This is a genomic window from Enterobacter sp. 2VL (assembly GCF_005503595.1).
GTDB classification, from domain to species: domain Bacteria; phylum Pseudomonadota; class Gammaproteobacteria; order Enterobacterales; family Enterobacteriaceae; genus Enterobacter; species Enterobacter cancerogenus.
The window spans coordinates 1-17,915 of the sequence record NZ_SCNE01000014.1 but is presented as its reverse complement, the minus strand read 5'-3'; the positions used below and the strand labels follow the sequence as shown (position 1 = coordinate 17,915).

General features: G+C 57.6%; 19 protein-coding genes. 7 read left to right on the top strand and 12 right to left on the bottom strand.

What is annotated here, in order from left to right:
- The first annotated feature begins 10 nt into the window (after positions 1 to 10).
- Positions 11 to 631 carry a 4'-phosphopantetheinyl transferase AcpT gene (gene acpT, locus FFS28_RS20805; protein WP_006177964.1) on the top strand — a complete coding sequence of 207 codons (621 nt, stop codon included), beginning with the start codon at positions 11 to 13 and terminating at the stop codon, positions 629 to 631.
- Here the strand turns inward: acpT and arnF are convergent.
- From arnF to FFS28_RS20765, 8 genes are all read right to left on the bottom strand, one after another.
- Positions 588 to 968: a 4-amino-4-deoxy-L-arabinose-phosphoundecaprenol flippase subunit ArnF gene (arnF, locus tag FFS28_RS20800; RefSeq protein ID WP_137903854.1), complete on the bottom strand. Its 381-nt coding sequence runs from the start codon at positions 966 to 968 to the stop codon at positions 588 to 590. The genes acpT and arnF overlap by 44 nt on opposite strands.
- The gene (arnE, locus tag FFS28_RS20795) at positions 965 to 1,303 is read right to left on the bottom strand and encodes a 4-amino-4-deoxy-L-arabinose-phosphoundecaprenol flippase subunit ArnE (RefSeq protein WP_046886803.1); all 339 of its coding nucleotides are present in this window, start codon (positions 1,301 to 1,303) and stop codon (positions 965 to 967) included. Before arnE ends, arnF begins: the two co-directional genes overlap by 4 nt.
- Positions 1,300 to 2,955, bottom strand: a complete 1,656-nt coding sequence (arnT, locus tag FFS28_RS20790) for a lipid IV(A) 4-amino-4-deoxy-L-arabinosyltransferase (protein ID WP_137903853.1) — start codon at positions 2,953 to 2,955, stop codon at positions 1,300 to 1,302. The genes arnE and arnT overlap by 4 nt, the downstream gene beginning before the upstream one ends.
- Entirely contained in the window at positions 2,952 to 3,854 is a 903-nt protein-coding gene (gene arnD, locus FFS28_RS20785) for a 4-deoxy-4-formamido-L-arabinose-phosphoundecaprenol deformylase (protein ID WP_137903852.1), read from the bottom strand. The genes arnT and arnD overlap by 4 nt, the downstream gene beginning before the upstream one ends.
- Complete coding sequence (arnA, locus tag FFS28_RS20780; RefSeq protein WP_137903851.1) at positions 3,851 to 5,833, bottom strand: bifunctional UDP-4-amino-4-deoxy-L-arabinose formyltransferase/UDP-glucuronic acid oxidase ArnA; 1,983 nt, start codon at positions 5,831 to 5,833, stop codon at positions 3,851 to 3,853. The genes arnD and arnA overlap by 4 nt, the downstream gene beginning before the upstream one ends.
- Positions 5,830 to 6,813, bottom strand: coding sequence for an undecaprenyl-phosphate 4-deoxy-4-formamido-L-arabinose transferase (arnC, locus tag FFS28_RS20775; protein ID WP_042321668.1), 984 nt, complete (start codon positions 6,811 to 6,813; stop codon positions 5,830 to 5,832). The genes arnA and arnC overlap by 4 nt, the downstream gene beginning before the upstream one ends.
- Before the next feature lies 1 nt (position 6,814).
- Positions 6,815 to 7,954: a UDP-4-amino-4-deoxy-L-arabinose aminotransferase gene (gene arnB, locus FFS28_RS20770; protein WP_137273232.1), complete on the bottom strand. Its 1,140-nt coding sequence runs from the start codon at positions 7,952 to 7,954 to the stop codon at positions 6,815 to 6,817.
- A gap of 324 nt (positions 7,955 to 8,278) precedes the next feature.
- On the bottom strand, positions 8,279 to 8,785 hold the full coding sequence (locus FFS28_RS20765) for a phenolic acid decarboxylase (RefSeq protein WP_006177976.1): 507 nt from the start codon (positions 8,783 to 8,785) through the stop codon (positions 8,279 to 8,281).
- Positions 8,786 to 8,884: 99 nt separating this feature from the next.
- Here FFS28_RS20765 and FFS28_RS20760 point away from each other — a divergent pair, with 99 nt between their 5' ends.
- Positions 8,885 to 9,745 carry a LysR family transcriptional regulator gene (locus tag FFS28_RS20760; protein ID WP_137903850.1) on the top strand — a complete coding sequence of 287 codons (861 nt, stop codon included), beginning with the start codon at positions 8,885 to 8,887 and terminating at the stop codon, positions 9,743 to 9,745.
- 54 nt (positions 9,746 to 9,799) lie between these two features.
- Positions 9,800 to 10,594, top strand: a complete 795-nt coding sequence (locus FFS28_RS20755; RefSeq protein WP_006177979.1) for an SDR family NAD(P)-dependent oxidoreductase — start codon at positions 9,800 to 9,802, stop codon at positions 10,592 to 10,594.
- 5 nt (positions 10,595 to 10,599) lie between these two features.
- On the opposite strand, the gene FFS28_RS20750 is transcribed toward FFS28_RS20755, so the two are convergent.
- Positions 10,600 to 11,127 carry an NlpC/P60 family protein gene (locus FFS28_RS20750; RefSeq protein WP_006177980.1) on the bottom strand — a complete coding sequence of 176 codons (528 nt, stop codon included), beginning with the start codon at positions 11,125 to 11,127 and terminating at the stop codon, positions 10,600 to 10,602.
- A 240-nt stretch (positions 11,128 to 11,367) separates the two neighbouring features.
- On the opposite strand from FFS28_RS20750, the gene FFS28_RS20745 reads away from it, so the two are divergent.
- On the top strand, positions 11,368 to 12,027 hold the full coding sequence (locus FFS28_RS20745; RefSeq protein ID WP_137903849.1) for an HAD family hydrolase: 660 nt from the start codon (positions 11,368 to 11,370) through the stop codon (positions 12,025 to 12,027).
- Between the two features lie 48 nt (positions 12,028 to 12,075).
- On the opposite strand, the gene FFS28_RS20740 is transcribed toward FFS28_RS20745, so the two are convergent.
- On the bottom strand, positions 12,076 to 13,101 hold the full coding sequence (locus FFS28_RS20740) for a TerC/Alx family metal homeostasis membrane protein (protein ID WP_006177983.1): 1,026 nt from the start codon (positions 13,099 to 13,101) through the stop codon (positions 12,076 to 12,078).
- Positions 13,102 to 13,120: 19 nt separating this feature from the next.
- Positions 13,121 to 14,314: a BaiN/RdsA family NAD(P)/FAD-dependent oxidoreductase gene (locus FFS28_RS20735; RefSeq protein ID WP_101738442.1), complete on the bottom strand. Its 1,194-nt coding sequence runs from the start codon at positions 14,312 to 14,314 to the stop codon at positions 13,121 to 13,123.
- 229 nt (positions 14,315 to 14,543) lie between these two features.
- On the opposite strand from FFS28_RS20735, the gene pitA reads away from it, so the two are divergent.
- The gene (gene pitA, locus FFS28_RS20730; protein WP_006177986.1) at positions 14,544 to 16,043 is read left to right on the top strand and encodes an inorganic phosphate transporter PitA; all 1,500 of its coding nucleotides are present in this window, start codon (positions 14,544 to 14,546) and stop codon (positions 16,041 to 16,043) included.
- Positions 16,044 to 16,215: 172 nt separating this feature from the next.
- Positions 16,216 to 16,653: a hypothetical protein gene (locus FFS28_RS20725; RefSeq protein ID WP_137903848.1), complete on the top strand. Its 438-nt coding sequence runs from the start codon at positions 16,216 to 16,218 to the stop codon at positions 16,651 to 16,653.
- A gap of 42 nt (positions 16,654 to 16,695) precedes the next feature.
- Here the strand turns inward: FFS28_RS20725 and uspB are convergent, their stop codons facing one another.
- A complete protein-coding gene (gene uspB / locus FFS28_RS20720; protein WP_102890054.1) occupies positions 16,696 to 17,031 on the bottom strand; it encodes a universal stress protein UspB in 336 nt (111 codons plus the stop codon).
- A gap of 283 nt (positions 17,032 to 17,314) precedes the next feature.
- Here uspB and uspA point away from each other — a divergent pair, with 283 nt between their 5' ends.
- Positions 17,315 to 17,752 (top strand): universal stress protein UspA, encoded by a 438-nt coding sequence (gene uspA / locus FFS28_RS20715; RefSeq protein ID WP_003861223.1) that lies wholly within the window; start codon positions 17,315 to 17,317, stop codon positions 17,750 to 17,752.
- Positions 17,753 to 17,915 lie beyond the last annotated feature (163 nt).

Genomic DNA, 17,915 nt, shown 5'->3' with positions numbered 1-17,915 from the left:
CAGACCTCTTATGTACCAGGTTTTTCTGGGAAAAATCTCCTCGCTCAGTACCGATAACTGGGCCGAAGCCCTTACCCGTTATGCCCCTGAGGGCGCACAGCGCGCCCGCTGGCTGGCGGGCCGCGGGCTGCTCTCGCGCCTGTTTGCGCCAGAGCCGTTGCCGGAGATTATCTACAGTGAACAGGGAAAACCGGGCTTTGCCGACCATTACCCACTGTGGTTCAGCGTCAGCCACTGTGAGGATGATATTGCCCTGATCGTCAGCGATGAAGGTGACGTAGGCTGCTCGCTGGAACATATTCGTGCGCAGGATAACTGGCGGACGCTCGCCAACGCCGTTTTCAGCAGTGCCGAACATGCCGAACTGGAAAATGAAGCGCCGGATAACCAGCTTGCGGCGTTCTGGCGCATCTGGACGCGAAAAGGTGCCATCGTTAAACAGCGCGGCGCGCACTCGTGGCAGATTGTCAGCATCGACAGCGCCGCCCACGCGCTGCATTCGGTCAGCCAGTGTCAGATTGCGTCGCTGAGTCTTGCCGTCTGCACCGCTACCCCTTTTGCGCTTACCGCGGCGGCGGTCCATTCTGTTAACGACGCGTCGGGCGAAAAATTGTCAGCACACCCGCAATAATCAACCCGACGCCGGCCAGCCCGTGCCAGGAAAAGGGTTCGTCCCAGCCGGGGAGCACAATGGCTGCGCCCCACACCAGCACATAGCTGAGGCTCAGCAGGGCATAGGCTTTGCTGAGCGCCAGACGGTGCAGCGCCAGATACCAGCAGCCCATTGATACCACATAGCCCATCAGGCCCAGCACCAGCGAACCGGTGCCCGGCGCACGGTGCCACAGCGCCGGCATAAATACCGCGAGATCGCTGACGGGGGGCAAGGCCACCATCGCCGCGCGCAACAGCAGCTGCGCCGCGCTGACCAGAATCACGCTGCATAATGCCCATAACACGCCCTTCACAGGCTTCCTCCCAGCACAATAATCCCGACGATAATCAAGCCCACGCCCAGCCAGTGGCGCGGCGAAATGTGCTCACGCCAGAGGGTTTTCGCCGCCAGCGTCACCCAGACAAAATTGAGGCTCAGCATTGGGTAGGCAATCCCGACCGGCAGATGCTGCAACACCACCAGCCAGACCAGCATCCCGCTACCCAGCGCCAGCAGCGCAAGGCCAAGCCAGAGCGCACGGTGCGCGCCGCGCCGCCCGGTTGTTGCCGGACGGGTCGCCTGTTTCTGGCAAAGCTGGCCTGCGCAGCTCAGCAGGCTCGCCAGTATCAGCCCGATCCAGGTCATCATTGCGGGAAATACTGCAAATAAGCCAGGCGGCCCTGAACGTACAGGCTGTCCGGTTCAGGCAGCTTCGCGCGAACAAGATCGTCATTTTTAGACAGCAGAAGCACCAGCGACACCGGCCCCTGCTGGCGATGCTCCTCCAGCCACTGGGCGATCGCCTCTTTGCTCACGAAGCGCCCCTGTGCGTCGGGGTAGTTCAGGCCGTAGCGGAGTTCCCCTGCCTGACCGTAAAGAATGATGTCGTTACGCTTAAGCTCCCAGGCCAGTCCCGACGCCACGCCCACGTTGTTTGCAAGCACGAACCGGCTCTCCTGCAGCGGCACGCGCACGGTCTCGATCAGCGACTGAGGCTGCTTTGAATCCTCCACCTTGCTGGGGACGGCGAACCCAACCAGCAGCGCCAGCCCGGCCGGACAGAGCGCCGCCAGCCACCAGCGCCGCGGGCTGTCGCGCAGGGTGTACATGCCCACCGCTGCCCAGACGAGGAACGCCATGACCGCACAGAAAATTTTATACAGCTCAACGGGCGCCCAGACGGGATGCGCGGTCGGCCCCCACGGTGACACCACCAGTGCGGCCACCACGCCAAGCGCGCCGAACGCCAGGTTAATGCCCGCGTTGACGCGCAGCACCCGGACGCTTTTTTCCGCCACGGTGCAGGCATAGCGTGCCATCAGGATCGCCAGAGGCGCGAAGCATGGCAGAATGTAGGTCGGCAGCTTGCCTTTAGCGATGCTGAAGAACAGCAGCGGCATCACCACCCAGCCCAGTAAATACCAACCCTGCCCCGCCTCTTGCCTGTCGCGCCAGCCCAGACGCAGCGCGCCGGGCAGCAGCGCCAGCCACGGCAGGCTACCGGCAATCAGGAACGGCAGGTAATACCAGAACGGCGCTTTATGCTGGGCATCGCTCTGCGCAAAGCGCTGGATATGTTCCACCCAGAAGAAGTAGCGCCAGAAGTCAGGTTCACGGTGCGCAATCGCCAGCCCCCAGGGCAGGACAATCAGCACGCAGCTCAGAACGGCGAGCCAGCCAAACAGCAGCACCTCTTTCCAGCGTTTTTGCACAATCACCCACGGCAGCACGCCGATGACCGGTACCGCCAGGGCGAGAAAGCCCTTGGTCATCACGCCCATGCCGCAGGCCAGCCCCAGCAGCAGATAGCCCGCCGCTTTCCCGCCGGGGCTTTTTACCTGCGCGGCCAGCCAGAAGCTGCACATCGCGGCCACCAGCCAGAGGGTAATCATCGGGTCCAGCACGGCATAGGTTCCGATACCGTAGACCAGCAGCAGGGTTAAAAAAATCACGCCGGATAACAAGGCGACGCGCTTATCGCGCCAGAGATGCCAGGCCAGCCACATCACCAGCAGCGACGTCAGCCCGGTGGAGAAAATCGATCCGGCGCGAACGGCAAAGTTGCCGTCGCCAAACAGCCACTGCCCGATGCTGTTGATCCAGTATCCGGCAATCGGTTTTTCGAAGTAGCGAAGCCCCAGAAAATGCGGCACCACCCAGTCGCCCGAGGCCAGCATTTCGCGGCTGATTTCCGCGTAGCGCGTTTCGTCTGGCTGCCACAGCAGGCGCAGATCGACCGGAATGAGGTAGTAAACGATAAACAGGGCAAGAAGTGCTGCGCCATAACGGGCTGTTTTCATAGTCCCGAACTCACGGTTTGTTGATAGCCAAGCCAGCCTTCCCGGCCAGCCATTTCACGACGAACGATTTTGCCGGGCGGCAGGCTCTGGAGATCGTCCGGTAACAGCGCGCTCAGCGGGCAAAACTGAATGCCCTCCCGCGCCGCCATCGTCAGGAGCGCATCGAAATCCTGCTGATACGCAATGCCTTCGACCTCAGCGTGGATGGTGTAGACCGGCGTCCCGGCATCGCGATGCATGGCGTCCAGAATGAAGCGATTAAAGCCGTCGGCACTGACCTCGCGCCCGACCACCTCGTCCCAGGTGGGAAGCGTGACCGGGATTTGCACGGTGCCGAAGCGGTTCTCGCCTAACAGCGGCAAAAACGGCCCGGTGCCCCGGCAGTCGCTGTTGTAGTGAAAGGCGAACGGCTCTTTGGCTTTCACCACCCGCTGATCGGCCCGCCACCCGGCCACCGCCGAGCAGCGAACAGGCTGGCCGGTAATCGCTTCCAGCTCCAGCATGCCGCGATCCACCTCGCGCGTCAGACGCGGAATGTCCCAGACCCCGGCCCATGCCTGCCAGGCGTGGTGATCCCAGGCGTGAAGCCCCACCTCATGATCGCGCGCGGCGTCGCGGATAACCGCTTCATTGCCTGCCCCGATACGTCTGCCGGGCCAGGCGGTGCCGGCCAGTAAAATATCCCAGCCGTAGAGAGAGGCTGCGCGCGAACGCAGCATTTTGAACAGAAAGGCCGGTTTAACCAGGCGCCACAGGTGACGCCCCATGTTGTCTGGCCCGACGCTGAAGAAAAAGCTGGCCTGCACGCCGTGCTTGTTCAACAGCGCCAGCAGCCGTGGCACGCCGGCACGCGTGCCGCGAAAGGTGTCGACATCAATGCGTAAACCGACTTTTTTCATGAGGCCTGTTCCGATAGCTCCACGGTGCGCAGGAAGAAATCGAGCGTTTCATCAATGGTTTGTTCCATCTGAATGGTCGGCGTCCAGTTCAGACAACGCTTCGCATTGCGGATGCTGGGCTTGCGGTGCTCAACGTCCTGATAGCCTTTGCCGTAATAGCTGCTGCTTTCCACTTCGCGGAAGCCCGCAAACGGCGGGAAGCGATCGCGCAGCGGGTGGCGCTCAAAGCTCGCCAGCAGCATCTCGGCCAACTCACGAATGCTCGCTTCGTTATCCGGATTACCGATGTTGATGATCTCGCCGTTGCAGCGGTTATCTTTGTTTTCAATGATGCGGAACAGCGCCTCGATGCCGTCGCTGATATCGGTGAAGCAGCGCTTCTGCTTACCGCCTTCAATCAGTTTGATAGGCGACCCTTCCACCAGGTTAAGGATCAGCTGGGTGATGGCGCGCGAGCTGCCGATGCGCGCCGCGTTGAGGTTGTCCAGACGCGGCCCCATCCAGTTAAACGGACGGAACAGGGTAAAGCGCAGCCCCGCTTTTTCGCCGTAGGCCCAGATCACGCGGTCTAGCAGCTGTTTGGACACCGAGTAGATCCAGCGCTGCTTGTTGATCGGCCCGACCACGAGGTTCGAGGTGTCTTCGTCGAAGTTGTTGTCGGTGCACATGCCGTACACTTCCGAGGTCGACGGGAAGATGATGCGTTTATCGTATTTCACGCAGTCGCGGATAATCTTCAGGTTTTCTTCGAAGTCCAGCTCGAACACGCGCAGCGGGTTACGGGTGTACTCGATCGGCGTTGCAATCGCCACCAGCGGCAGCACCACGTCGCATTTCTTAATGTGATATTCGATCCATTCGGAGTGGATACTGATATCCCCCTCGACGAAGTGAAAACGCGGGTTGTCGAGGAAGCGGCCGATCGCATCGGATCCAATGTCCAGACCGTAGATCTCGTAGTTGTCGTCCCTGAGCAGACGCTCGGTCAGGTGGTTGCCGATAAACCCGTTCACTCCAAGGATTAACACGCGCGTGCGGCGCTTAATAGCAACAACCGGCGCGCTGGTGATCAGTGCCCCGGCAACCAGACCGAGCGACTGCGCCAGCTGCGCGCCCTGCACGTACAGGCCGCTGTCGGTTTGCCCGGTGACGATCTCCAGCGCCTGCTCGCCGCAGCTGATGATCAGCGGCGAGGCGGAGACAACGGTGCCCGGCCTGGCGGCAGGAATATCGTCACGCACCCGGGATTTCCAGACGATAAATTTGCTGACCCCGGCGAAGCTGTACGCCCCCGGCCACGGGTCGGTCACGGCGCGCACCAGGTTGTGCAGCTGTCGCGCCGGTTTATGCCAGTCCAGACGCCCGTCTTCCGGGGTGCGGCGGCCAAAGTAGCTGGCCTTGCTCTCGTCCTGGGCGATTTCGCTGAAGGAGCCGTTCAGAAGCGTCGGCAACGTATCACGCAACAGCGTTTGCGCCGCAGCACAGAGCTTATGATGGAGTTCCAGGGCGGTGTCGTCAGGGCCGATGGCCACACGCTGCTGCGCGACAATCGCCCCGGCATCGGCGCGGTTGACCATGCGGTGCAGGGTTACGCCGGTTTCCGTTTCGCCGTTAACCAGCACCCAGTTCAGCGGTGCGCGGCCGCGATAGGCGGGCAGCAGGGAGCCGTGAAGATTAAACGCCCCGTTTGTCGCCACGCTCAGGATCTCGTCGCACAGCAGGCTGCGGTAGTAGAACGAGAAGATCATCTCCGGGGCGATCTTGCGGATGCGGTCAACCCACAGCGGATGGTTTACGTCATCCGGGGCGTAAACCGGGATGCCGCGCTCGGCCGCAATACGCGCCACCGACCCGAAGAAGGTGTTTTCACCGACGGTATCCGGATGCGTAAAAATGGCAGCAATATCATAGCCTGCTTCCAGCAGGGCCAGTGTGCCCGTGCACCCCATATCGTGATAGGCAAAGACGACAGCTTTCATGGGTGTTTTTCCTCTTGAGACGCTTTGTGTTCCTGACGGACAACACGTTGAATAAAGTAGCGCGGACGCGCGCGAACATCGTTGTAGATTCGGCCGATATACTCACCCAGCAGCCCCATACCGATAAACTGGGCGCCGATGAACGTGAACAGCACGGCAAATAGCATAAAGACCCCTTCCGCTGCCCACTGCGGGCCAAAGACCAGACGCAGAACGACCAGCAACACGGAAAGCGCAAACCCGGCGAGCGCGATCACGCTGCCGAAGACGCTCAGCAGACGCAGCGGCGTGGTGGTCAGGCAGGTGATCAGGTCGTACATCAGGTTGATCAGCCGCATGAAGCTGTACTTAGACTCCCCGTGCTCGCGCTCGGCGTGCAGCACCGGGATCTCCGTGGCCTTACGGGCAAAGGTGTTCGCCAGAATGGGAATGAACGTGCTGCGCTCGTGGCAGTGCAGCATGGCGTCGACAATATGGCGGCGATAGGCGCGCAGCATGCAGCCGTAATCGCCCATCGCCTTGCCGGTGGTGCGCTGGATCAGGCGGTTGATGGTGCGTGACGCCAGCTTGCGGAAAAGACTGTCCTGGCGGTTCTGCCGCACGGTGCCAACCACGTCATAACCTTCATCGGCTTTGGCAACCAGGCGCGGGATCTCCTCCGGCGGGTTTTGCAGGTCGGCATCCAGAGTGATGACCAGATCGCCCGTCACGTGGCTGAAGCCGGCCATGATCGCCGAGTGCTGGCCGTAGTTACGGTTCAGCAGCACGGCGACAATGTGGCTCCCCGGCTCGTTCGCGGCGTCGGTGAGCATGTGGGCGGAGTCATCGCTGCTACCGTCATCCACCAGCAAAATTTCGTATGCCTTGCCCAGCGTCTCGCAGGCAGCCGTGGTGCGGCGCAGAAGCTCAGGCAGGCTCTCCTGTTCGTTGTAGACCGGGATCACCACGGAAACTTTCTGTACGGTCGGGGCGCTGAACATATCAATGTCCTGCAAGCTGATGGAGCGCGGTAATGACGCGGGTTGTGTCGTCATGGGTCATGTCCGGGAAAAGAGGGAGGGAACAAATGCGCGCGCTATTCCATTCGGTGTTCGGCAGTGAGACATCCGGGAAACGCTCGCGGTAGTATTTTTGCGTGTGTGCCGCGCGAAAGTGCAGGCCGGTGCCAATGCCCTTCTCTTTCAGCGCGGCCATCAGGCCATCGCGGGATATCCCACAGCGCGCTTCATCCACGCGAATGATAAACAGGTGCCAGGCATGCAAGTGCGGCCACGCCGGAATACGCAGCGGCTGGAAGGGCGTATCAGAGAGTTCATGCAGGTAGCGGTCGGCAATGTCGCGGCGACGCCGGTTGGCCTCCCCGAGCTTGCCCAGCTGCACCAGCGCCAGCGCGGCGTTGATATCCGCCAGGTTGTATTTGAAGCCGGGGGTAATGACCTCCGCCTGCGGCGCGCGGCCATGGGTCTGCCGGTCATAGGCATCCACGCCCAGGCCGTGAAACTTCAGGCTGCGGATGTTCTGCGCCAGCTGTTCATCGTCCGTGACCACCAATCCGCCCTCGGCGCAGGTCATGTTTTTGATGGCGTGGAAGGAGAAGATCGCCGTGCCCTGATGGCCGACGTGCTGGCTTTTGTAGTAGGTTCCTGCGGCGTGTGCGGCGTCTTCTACCACCGGAATACCGTGGCGTTCAGCGATGGCACGGATCCCGTCGATATCACACGGCGCGCCGGCATAATGGACCGGCACAATCGCTTTGGTACGGGGCGTTATCGCCGCCTCGACCGCCTGCGGCGTGACCATCAGCGTATCCCGGTCGACATCGATCATCACTGGCGTCGCGCCCAGCAGAACGATCATGTTCAGCGTCGACACCCAGGTCAGCGAAGGGGTGATCACCTCGTCGCCGGGGCCAATGCCCAGCGCCATCAGCGTAACGTGCATCCCGGCGGTGGCGGAGCTGACGGCGATAGCGTGGCGGTTGCCCGTCAGCGTGCAAAATGCCTCTTCAAGCGCCTGGTTTTTGGGGCCTGTGGTGATCCAGCCAGAGGTTAATACCTCCTGCAGCGCCGCTAATTCCTCCGGCCCCATCGACGGGCGGGAAAAAGGCAAGAAATCACTCATCTTTAATTTCCTTGAGATGTGAAAAGCATTTTTTGGATATTAACCAAAAGCCGGTCCGTTTATTTCAACGAACCATAAACTCATCTCAAGGTAATGCTGATTTCTTAGGAAAAAATTAAGAAGGGAGTTATTTAAGGGCGGGAATTCAATTTAAACCATTATTAAACAATAACTTATTATTAATATGAATTATTTAATTTGTGCACTGCGTTAACATTTGAAAATATTTTCCTAAACCGAAGGTCAACCATTAAAAGAAAATCCCGGCCATTTGAATAAATAGCAAATGCGCCGGGAACTTTTCATTTACGTTAATTGTCGCGCTTAGTTTAAATTAGCGGGAAAGTTTTCTGGCAGCTCGCTGGCCGCGCAGGCAATAACGCTGTCATCATTTGGACCACAGTCTCGCACAAAGGTGATGGTCGCAAACTCATCGATAACCTCGGTCGGATAGGCCGGGCCGGCATCGCGATAGGCATTCATCTCTGGAATGTGATCGTTCTGGAAGCAGACGGTTTTTTCCGGATTATTCATCACCCAGCGTGGGAAGAAGATGGTGCCGTGGAACAGTTTGTCGCCCAGGTTCGCAATCAGGCTGACGTCGGTACCGGTAGGTTCGGTCCAGGAGATTTTGTAGATGCTTTCTCCAACACGGACGATATACGCCTGCTGATCTTTAACCCAGCGGTTGCCCACCAGACCGCTGTGGATACGGTAGTCGAGGGTATTTTCATTTTTGACGTAAATTTCGTAGTTCCAGCCGTTATCGTAGGTATAGACCAGGTGTTTACCCACAAAGCCGCTTAAGTCGTGTTTGTCGAAGTTGCTCATAATGTGTCTCCTTTGTTTTGATGAACGTATCGTACCCCTTCAAAAATCAAATGAATAACGCTATGTTTGAATCAAATTAATTCAAAATTTAGATGAGTTATGCACAAGACAACGCTTGAACAGTGGTCATTACTGGAAAAAGTGGTAGAAGCCGGCAGCTTTGCCAAAGCGGCAGAGCTGACAAACCGCAGCCAGTCATCCGTAAGCTACAACCTCTCTTTACTGCAGGAGCGCATCGGCGTGGCGCTGCTGGTGGCGGAAGGGAGACGGGCCGTACTGACGCCCGCCGGGGAGCAGCTGCTGAGCCAGGTGAAACCCCTGCTTAAAGGCTTTACCTACCTGGAGACGCGCGCGGCCACCCTGCGTAGCGGAATGCGCACCCGCATCGACTTAATGGTAGACAGTATTTTCCCCCGCCGCCGCCTGTTTGCCATTTTGCGTCAGTTCCAGCAGTGCTATCCGCACACGCAGGTCCGGCTGACCGAGGTGCTGGAAAACGCCAGCATTGACGTGGCCGCCAGTGAAGCCGACATCATGGTGTTAACTCGTCGTCAGGACATCACCGGGCTGGGCGAATGGCTGATGAACATCGATTTTGTCGCCGTCGCCCATCGTGATCATCCGCTGTTTACCCTCGACGCACCGCTTAACGATGACATGCTGCGCCCGTGGCCGCTGATCCAGATTGCCGATAGCCACACGGCGGCGCGGGACACGGGCGGCTCCTGGACCTTCTCCACTATCGATGCCGCCATCGAAGCGGTGATTTCGCAGGTGGGCTACGGCTGGCTGCCGGAGGAGCGCATCCAGACCCAGCTTGAACAGGGGGTGCTTAAAACGCTGCCGCTTAGCCACGGCGTGCGTCGCGCCACGCCGCTGCATCTGATGGTGAAACGCACGCTCACGCCGCTGGACGAGCAGGTCGAGACGCTGCTGCGCCTTTTTAGCCCGGCTCCGTAAATTGCACCTGCTACGCTTTAAGGTCTGAATGTTGATAACGATAAGGAGCCGATAATGAAAATCGATTTTGCGGGGAAAGTGGCGCTGGTCACCGCCTCAACGGGTGGAATTGGGTTTGCCATCGCCAGGGGGCTGGCTGAAAGCGGCGCAGAGGTGATCGTTAACGGCCGGAGCACCGAATCGGTCAACCAGGGAATTCAGGCGCTCCAGCAGGTGGTGCCGGGCGTACAGGTTCGCGCGGCGATTGCCGACCTCAGCACGCAGGAGGGCGTCGATAGCCTTCTGAAGGTGGCCCCGAGCGTCGATATTCTGGTGAATAACGCGGGCATTTACGGGCCCCAGGATTTTTATTCCACCGACGACGAGACCTGGGAACGCTACTGGCAAACCAACGTGATGTCCGGCGTGCGCCTTGCGCGTGCCCTGCTGCCGGGCATGGTGCAGAAAGGCTGGGGCCGCGTGGTGTTTATCTCATCGGAATCCGCACGCAATATTCCGGCAGACATGATCCACTATGGCGTGACCAAAACGGCGCAACTCTCGCTGGCGCGCGGGCTGGCAAAATTTGTCGCGGGAAGCGGCGTGACGGTAAACAGCGTTCTGCCCGGCCCGACGATGTCGGACGGCTTTGCCGCCATGATGAAAGACGAAATGGAAAAGACGGGCAAATCGCTGGAGCAGCTGGCAAAAGAGTTCGTGATGGCGAACCGCCCCAGCTCGGTTATCCAGCGCGCAGCAACGGTTGAGGAAGTCGCCAGTATGGTGATTTACGTCTGTTCAGAGCAGGCTTCCGCCACCTCCGGCGCCGCGTTGCGCGTGGATGGTGGCGTGGTGGATGACATCCTCTAAAGCCGTCAGGACAGGCTGCCCGCCACCCGGCGGGCGGTAATGTAGCGATCCTGCCAGTAGTTGTCGGTCAGGGTGGAAACTGTCACCCCCTGGCTGCTTGAGGCGTGAATAAACTGGCTGTTGCCAATGTATACCCCAACGTGTCGGCGGTGCGGCCCGGTCTGGAAGAAAACCAGATCGCCGGCTTTCAGGCGGTATTGCGCCACCTGCACGCCACGCTGGATCTGTTCCCCGGTCGTGCGCGGCAGCGTGAGATGCGCCGCGTCGCTGAACAGATGCTGCATCAGTGCCGAGCAATCCACCCCGCGATGCGTCGTGCCCCCCCACCGATACTGTGTCCCTTTCCATTTCTGGTATTGATCGATAATTCGGGAACGTAGCGGCCCCGACGCCTGATGAACCAGCGCCGCACGGGCGGATGACGCCGCAAACGGGCTGTGCGGCAAGAGCATTGACGCAGGCAACTGAAAACTGAAGGCCGAAAACGAAGCAAAGGTTAACGAGAGTACTGAAATAAGATGTTTAAAATTCATAACCAAAAGCAGCAGTGAGTGATTTTTTCCTTACGCGTGGAGGCCAACGACCCCCTAAAAATATCTTTCGATGCGGCGATAATATAGACAGCTCACTTTTTACCCAATGTTTATCGGATCCAATTTCGGACAGGCTTGCCATGTCGCAAGATCGAGAAAAAAAGGCGTGTGGTTTACGGACTGTGGCGTTAAAACAGGTAAACTAATGAGCAGAATGTGTATTTCAGTTAAGACGTATTTATGACCAATATGATTGCCGACGAGGCCGTAGCCAAGTCCAGCGTCCTCTCAGTCTTTGACTTTGATGGAACATTGACGCACCACGACAGCTTTATCCCCTTCCTGCGTTTCGCGTTTGGTAAGCGTTACTTCGCGGGCCGCCTGGTACGGATGGCGCTTCCTACGCTTCACTGTGTGCGCCGCAGGTTAACGCGTGATGAGCTGAAAGAGGTGCTCATCAGGACGTTCCTGACGGGGGTGGATGAGCGCTGGTTACGCCAGCAGGCGGAAGCGTTTTGCGAAAAATACTGGAACAAGCTGATGCGCCCGGAAGGGGTGATGGCCGTGGCGGCTGAGGTGAATGCCGGTGCGGAAGTGACCATTTGCTCGGCGTCTCCGGCTCTGGTGCTGCAGCCGTGGGCGGACAAGCTCGGCATTAAGCTGATTGGTACTCAGCTTGAAGTGAAAGACGGCAAGCTGACCGGGCGGATCACCGGGCATAACTGCCGCTGTGCGCAGAAGGTCGCGCGCCTGGAAAAAGTGTATGGCAACCTGAGCGACTACCACCTGCGCGCCTGGGGCGATACCCGTGGTGACCACGAACTGCTGGCGGCCGCCCAGGACCCGCACTGGCGGCATTTCCATCACCCGCGCAAGCGTCGCAATTCGCCGATCAAGTAATCTTTGTTGCCGGGCCTACGTTAGCATCGCAGGCCCGGTAGGCGAACATCAGGCTTCACGTTTCCCCGGGAACATCACGCTCGCAATAATCCCCAGCGCCAGTACGCCCAATACCACAAACAGGCTGGCCGTCGCGCCAATGCTGTACCCGTGGTGCCAGAAGTGATCGGTGGCATTCAGCCCCAGCTTAAACGCCACAAAGAACAGCAGCAGGACAACCGCTTTCTCCAGATGCACCAGGTACTGCTTCAGCGCCTCGAGCACGAAGTAGAGCGTACGCAGGCCCAGAATGGCGAACATCATCGCGCTGTAGATAATCAGCGGTTCACGGCTCACGGCGATGATCGCCGGAACGGAGTCAAACGCGAACATCACGTCGGACAGCTCTACCACCGCCACGCAGAGCAGCAGCGGCGTGGCGTAGCGCTTCGCCTTTTTCACGCGCCCGACCATGACGTCGCGGTTTTCCGGTTTTTCCAGCTCCGCATCCACCTCTTTCTGCGTCAGAATAAATTTGTTGCTGCTGATTTTCGGCCAGACCGGATAAAAACGCTTCACCAGCCGATAGGCCAGATGGCCGGAGTAGTCCTCGACCTCATCGCTCTCTTCGTTGCGTCTGAGCATCATGACCGCCGTCCAGCCGACAACCAGCGCGAAAATCACCTCCACGTATGGCCCCAGGCTCAGCAGGCTGGTGCCGATGGCAACGAAGATCCCGCGGAACACAATCGCCCCCAGCACGCCCCAGTAGAGCACGCGGTGACGGTATTTATCCGGCACGCCGAACCAGGCAAAAATCGCCATCATCACAAACAGGTTATCGACGGAGAGCACCTCTTCCAGCGCGTAACCGGTCAGGAACAGGCTGGCCATCTCCGCGCCGTGATGCACATACAGGAAGCCAGCGAACGCCATCGCCATCATGACCCAGAAGATGGACCACATCGCGGCGCTTTTCAGTGAGACAGGTTTATCGTGACGGTGCATAAAGAGGTCGATAAACATCGCCCCAACGGCCATCACTACAAAGACAACAACGGTTTCCGTTGGGAAACCGAGATGAGCAGAGGACATACGTCTTTCCTTAAAAAAATTATTCTGCGGCCAGCGCCTGCGCGCAGGCCCAGGCACTTGACCATGCCCACTGGAAGTTATAGCCACCCAGCCAGCCGGTGACATCCACCACTTCGCCGATAAAGTAGAGGCCCTTCACGTCACGCGCCTCCATGGTGCGGGACGATAACCCGTCCGTATCCACGCCGCCAAGCGTCACTTCTGCCGTGCGGTAGCCTTCGGTACCGTTAGGCTGAACGCGCCAGTGGGTCAGCGTGTCGACCAGCGCCTGCTGCTCGCGGCCATTAAGCTGCTTGAGCGACACATCCGGGATTTGCCCCAAAAGCTGCAGGCACTCGACCAGACGCTTCGGTAGCTGCATCGCCAGGGTGTTTTTCAGGCTCTGGTTCGGATGCGCGGCGCGCTGCTCGCTGAGGAAGCTATCGAGATCGCAGTCCGGCAGCAGATTGACGGTCACGAACTCACCTGGCTGCCAGTAGCTGGAGATCTGCAACACCGCCGGGCCTGATAACCCGCGATGGGTAAAGAGTAGATTCTCGCGGAACATCGTGCCGTTTTCTGCGGTAATGACCGAAGGCACCGAGACGCCAGACAGCGTCTGAAGTTGCTCCAGCAAGGGTTTATGCAGCGTGAACGGGACCAGCCCGGCGCGCGTGGGCAGCACCTTCAGGCCGAACTGCTCGGCCACCTTGTAGCCAAACGGCGATGCGCCCAGACCAGGCATCGACAGGCCGCCGCTGGCGATCACCAGATTATCAGCGCTAACCGTTTCACCGTTGAGCTGCAGCGTATAGCCCTGCTCGTCGCGGGACACCGCCAGCACCTCGGTGCGCAGACGCGTCACCACGCCGCCCTTCTCACACTCGGCCACCAGCATATCGACAATCTGCTGCGCGGAGTCATCGCAGAACAGCTGTCCCAGCGTCTTTTCGTGCCAGGCGATGCCGTGCTTGCCCACCAGGTCGATAAAATCCCACTGGGTGTACCGCGCCAGCGCCGATTTGCAAAAATGACGGTTTTGGCTCAGATAGGCCGCGGGTTCAACGTACAGGTTAGTAAAGTTGCAGCGCCCGCCGCCCGACATCAGGATCTTACGGCCTGGTTTTTTACCGTTATCCAGCAGCAACACGCGACGACCCGCCTGTCCGGCCATTGCCGCACAAAACATACCCGCCGCACCGGCGCCAATTACCACGGCATCAAACCTTTCCACGTCTAAATCCTCATCGTTAACTGCCGCGGATTGTAAAGTTTCCTATGTGGTCACACCAGCGTAAAAAGATATTACAAAGCCATTCCATTGAAATTTAACGAATAACCTTTCTGGCACATTTCTCAAAACAGGTGGTATGTCAAAAAAAGTCTATATTTCACTTTGCCCGTTGCGCATTTGTCCTGGATAATGCGCCGCGTTCATGTCCTCCAAAATGGCGTAACGTCCTATGCTACATTTGTTTGCTGGCCTGGATTTACATACCGGGCTTTTACTCTTGCTTGCTCTGGTTTTTGTACTGTTTTACGAAGCAATCAACGGCTTCCACGACACTGCAAACGCAGTAGCAACGGTTATCTACACTCGCGCAATGCGATCGCAACTGGCGGTTGTTATGGCGGCGGTATTTAACTTTTTTGGTGTCCTCCTGGGCGGACTGAGCGTTGCGTATGCCATCGTGCACATGCTGCCAACGGATCTGCTTCTTAACGTTAGTTCTGGCCATGGTCTTGCCATGGTGTTCTCAATGCTGCTTGCTGCAATTATCTGGAACCTCGGTACCTGGTATTTCGGCCTGCCTGCATCCAGTTCTCACACCCTCATCGGCGCGATTATCGGTATCGGGTTAACCAATGCCCTGATGACCGGCACCTCGGTCGTTGATGCGTTGAATATCCCGAAAGTACTGGGGATTTTTGCCTCGCTGATCGTTTCCCCGATTGTCGGTCTGGTGGTTGCGGGGGGATTAATTTTCATCCTGCGTCGCTACTGGAGCAACACGAAGAAGCGCGCACGTATCCACCTGACGCCAGCAGAGCGTGAAAAGAAAGACGGCAAGAAAAAGCCGCCGTTCTGGACGCGTATTGCCCTGATCATTTCCGCTATCGGCGTGGCGTTTTCACACGGTGCGAACGACGGTCAGAAAGGCATTGGTCTGGTGATGCTGGTCCTGATTGGCGTGGCCCCGGCAGGTTTCGTGGTGAACATGAATGCCTCCGGCTACGAAATCACCCGTACCCGTGATGCGGTCAACAACGTTGAAGTTTACTTCCAGCAGCACCCACAGCTGTTGAAGAAAGCGACCGGCGTTGACCAGCTGATCCCTTCTCCGGAAGCGGGCGCAACCACGGCACCTGGCGAGTTCCACTGCCATCCGGCAAACGCAATTAACGCGCTGGAACGTGCAAAAGTTATGCTGGGCGATATCGAAAGTTACGACAAACTGCCGGTTGAACAACGTGGTCAGCTGCGCCGTATCATGCTCTGCATCTCCGACATCACCGATAAAGTGGCGAAGCTGCCGGAAGTGAATGCTGACGACCAGCGTCTGCTGAAGAAACTGAAAGGCGATATGCTCAGCACCATCGAGTACGCGCCAATCTGGATCATCATGGCTGTCGCGCTGGCGCTGGGTATCGGTACGATGATTGGCTGGCGTCGTGTGGCGACCACCATCGGCGAGAAGATCGGTAAGAAAGGCATGACCTATGCGCAGGGGATGTCCGCGCAGATGACGGCGGCAGTTTCTATCGGTCTGGCAAGCTACACCGGTATGCCGGTTTCAACCACCCACGTACTCTCCTCGTCCGTGGCAGGTACCATGATTGTTGACGGCGGCGGTCTGCAGCGCAAAACCGTGACCAACATTCTGATGGCCTGGGTATTCACCCTGCCGGCCTCTATCCTGCTGTCCGGCGGTTTGTACTGGCTTTCCCTCAAGCTGCTGTAATCGACTAAGAGCGACAAAAAGCGGGTCAGGCAACTGACCCGCTTTTTTTATGGCTGTCGGTTTACAGAAAACCCTACAACCCTAAGAAAAACCTGAACATTTTTTGCACATCATTGCCCGTGACGAGTCACTATCATTCCGATCAGGATAAATAGTGCATATCGGAGAGTGTATGGCCTCTGTTCCAGGATCACTCAATAAAGAACCATTCAGAGCGGCTATTAAATGGCTTCATCGATTTACCACACTGGCGCTGCTCATTATGGTCATCGAATTCGCATGGCTAAACCATCTGCCTAATCCGCGAGCAAGCGATGAACTTCTCCGTACATATCAAATTTCAAATAGCGTCTGGCTTTATATGACCGTGAACAACCAGGGAAGCGCAACCGTACCTACGATTTATCGATATTATTTGTCGCAGCCTTTACAGGGTAAAAACGCTGAGATTGTCCAGGAGCTAGCGACAAAATCGCCAGTTCTGGAGGGGACAGGCAGCATTTCTGAAGCACGGATAAACGATAAAGGCGAGGTAGCCATTACCTACAGTGGCAACGTGTTTTCTCTGCATGAAAACGTATCTGACCTTCGGTTCACGATAAAACCGTGATCCCAGGAATAAAGGCGAGGGAACCCCCCGCCTTTCCTGCGCTCAATGCCAAATCATCAGTGCAATCATACTCACTACAACCAGGCCGCACAGGGCGCTGGTCAGGATGAACTGACGACGCAGGCGTTCGCAGCGACGGATAAATTCGTCATCATGATGGTCGCGATAGCGCTGGTAATAGATATACCCCACCAGACGCATCTGTTTGCTGGGCTGTCCATGCGAGGTGAAGAATCCTCCCCCGTCCACATACTGATAAAGCAACGGATCGCAACCACGAAGTACCACTAATAGCGCACGTAACGATGAGAAGTAGCGCGCCATATTCACTATGCAAACCACGCATAACGCCCAAAACAATGCGACGGTGCTAATCATACATCCTCCCCGGCGCCCGCCCACGAAGAAAGCCTTCTGAGCTACCGCACCCCAATGCCCTGACAGACAGTTCAGTGAAAGAATGACTAAAAGTCGATCCGGTTCGCGTTTTAATATCCGAACGGCTCATTAAATAGTGTAGGAGATCCGTTAATTTTTTTGCCACAAGGTTAATCGTTATCAACACCAAAGCTTGATAATTTTGTTTAACTGGGCCGTAATGAAGGCATCAGACGACGGCTTTCTCTTTTAGTCATCGATAACTTAAGGAAGGAGTAACACTATGGCTTACAAACACATTCTCATCGCGGTAGACCTCTCACCTGAGAGCAAAGTGCTGGTTGATAAAGCGGTATCCATGGCACGCCCTTACAACGCGAAAGTTTCCCTGATTCACGTTGACGTGAATTACTCCGATCTCTATACCGGCCTGATTGACGTGAATCTCGGTGATATGCAAAAACGCATCTCCGAAGAGACACACCATGCCCTGAGCGAGCTGTCCACCAACGCAGGTTACCCTATCACCGAAACCTTAAGCGGTAGCGGCGATCTGGGCCAGGTGCTGGTCGATGCGATTAAGAAATACGATATGGACCTGGTGGTATGCGGTCATCACCAGGACTTCTGGAGCAAGCTGATGTCCTCCGCGCGCCAGCTGATCAACACCGTTCACGTGGATATGTTGATTGTTCCACTGCGTGACGAAGAAGACGAGTAATGCATAACGCCCGGTGGCGCTCATGCTTACCGGGCCTACAAGCGACATTGAACGTAGGCCGATGTGATGGACACCTCCCACCTTACGGCATCATTAGTGCCAGACTGAGGTGTTAACTTCAGTTCCCAGGGGGAGGTGTCCACATGAATATTAAACGTATTGG